Genomic DNA, 2,359 nt, shown 5'->3' with positions numbered 1-2,359 from the left:
CGCTGCGCTCATCTCCTTGACGCACCCACGCCAAAAAGTAAGGTGTCATTATGAGGTGCTTAAGCCTAAAACCATCCAGCAGGATAAAGCAGTAAACATTTACCGATATCTAGCAGCGGAAACGAATAATGAAGTAATTGATGATGCGTGACTGATTGATATTTTTTATTGACAATAATATTTTCAATTGAAGGGCAAATATTTATTAATTAAATCCGCTAGTTATGTCAAATCGAAAAATATATGTTCTAAGAAAAGAAAATATTTTGTGCTGTTTAAAAATATTTTTCGAGATAAAAAAATATTATAAAATGTAAAATATTGTTGAAATATTCAGTCAATATTTTACATTAGGATGTGTTACGGATGCGCTGGCACTCGATAACGTTCTAATAACTGTGAAACGTTTTTTGTAGATGTGAAGGATTTCACTTGTCATTCTATCTCTCTATTTTGGTTAATCACTGACTGCACGTCAGTGAGCAAATAAAGAGGTATGATGATGACAGACAAACAGGATATTAATGAACCGAAAGGGAATACACCATCGGCGGTGATTGTTGAGCAAACAATGACGTCATTCACCTTTGACCCACAGTACTTTAGCCAAGAGATTGAGGAGCTAGCGATTGATCCTAAACAAGCGGAAGCGCTACTGGAAAGCCTCTGGCATATTATGGCGGGGTTTGTNNGATTTGGGGTGGGGCGTGGACAGTGTACAACTATTATTACCGGATGTGTTTGAATCGGTTGCAGAGGATTCCTCTCACTTGCTAAAGTCAACCTTGGATGATCAAACAGACGATAAACAAACGTAGGTGGCCCTATGACTAAACCACAACAAGCATTGATCTATTGCCGTGTATCGGATACCAAACAAACCATTGAAGGCAGTGGTTTACAAAGCCAGCAGCATCGCTGTGAACAGCACGCACTGGAAAAAGGCTATGTGGTTGATAAAGTCTTTCATGATGATGTGACTGGCGGCGGTGATTTTATGAAACGCCGTGGCATGGTGGCCTTGCTCACCTATCTTAAGCGACATAAGAAAACAGACTATGTGGTCATTTTTGATGATTTGAAACGCCTTGCCCGTGACACCATGGCCCACTGGCAATTGCGCTATGCCATGATGGATGTCGGGGCGACGGTAGAATGTTTAAACTTCAAGTTTGAGGACACGCCAGAGGGTGAATTTATTGAAACCCTGTTTGCGGCCCAAGGCCAGTTAGAGNNGTAAACAGATTGGGCGACAAACCAAGCAAAAAACCATTGCTCGATTAGAGGCCGGTTATCATGCCTTTATTGCTCCCGTAGGTTTTCGATATGAGAAGTCCAAAGCACAGGGCAAGGTGTTAGTTAAGGATGAACCTGTCGCCTCTATCATTGCTGAAATGATGGAGGGTTTTGCCTCTGGTCGCTTTCAAGCAAAATGTGAATGTAAGCATTTTTTAGAAAGCTCGCCTGTATTCCCGAAAACCAAAAGCGGCAAGATTGGTAATTCACAGGTAGATAAGCTCTTAAGCAACCCACTGTATGCCGGTTATATCGAATATAAGCCGTGGAATATTACTCTACGAAAAGGCCAGCATGACGGCATGGTCAGTTATGAGACCTTTCTTAAAATACAGGAACGATTGAAAGGACGTGCAAATGCTCCCGCCCGTAAAGACCTGAATAAAGATTTTGTGATGCGGGGTGCGGTCACTTGTGAATGCGGTAATCATTTAACGGCTTGCTGGTCAAAAAGTCGCAACGGTAAACATCATGCTTACTATGTGTGTCAAAACCGCAAATGTGAATACAAAGGTAAATCGATTCGTCGTGATGTACTAGAAGGGGAGTTTGAAACCTTACTGAAAAACCTTACTCCGGCTAAATCCGTGATGACGATAGCGGATAAGATGTTTCGGATGTTATGGGATTATCGCGCAACCGAACAAGGCAAGCGTCAGTCACAGATTACTCAAAAGATCGCCACCATTGAGCGCAAGCTGGATTCATTACTGGATAAAATAGTCGATGCAGAAAGTGATATCGTGGTTAAAGCCTATGAGAAAAAAATTAAAGCACTTGAAGATGAAAAGCGGGTATTAGAGGAAAAAGCAGCTCAAACCAAGCAGCCTGTAAAGCCTTTTGATGAAATGTATCGAACCGCGCTGACTTATCTTGCAAACCCCCATAAAATCTGGGCTTGCGGCGGGTTTGAGATGCGCCGAACCCTGCTGAAATTGACCTTTGAGGATAAATTGGTCTGGGATCGAAAGGGTATGTATCGAACCCCTAATTTATCCTTACCATTCAAGGTCTTAGGTGAGGTGTTTACATCAAAAAAGTTAATGGTGCCCGGGGCCGGAAT

At 42.2% G+C, this 2,359-nt stretch carries 1 protein-coding gene and 1 pseudogene; both read left to right on the top strand.

Features of this window, described 5'->3' with window-relative positions; all coding sequences use genetic code 11:
- Positions 1-826: 826 nt before the first annotated feature.
- Positions 827-1,234, top strand: a pseudogene (locus ACRBG0_RS19080) (recombinase family protein); the annotation flags it as partial.
- A 2-nt stretch (positions 1,235-1,236) separates the two neighbouring features.
- The coding region (locus tag ACRBG0_RS19075) for a recombinase family protein (protein ID WP_431488455.1) at positions 1,237-2,359 on the top strand (1,123 nt) is incomplete at both ends.

It is taken from the genome of Lewinella sp., assembly GCF_050633125.1.
Taxonomy (GTDB): domain Bacteria; phylum Bacteroidota; class Bacteroidia; order Chitinophagales; family Saprospiraceae; genus Lewinella.
This window is presented reverse-complemented; position numbering and strand designations above follow the sequence as displayed.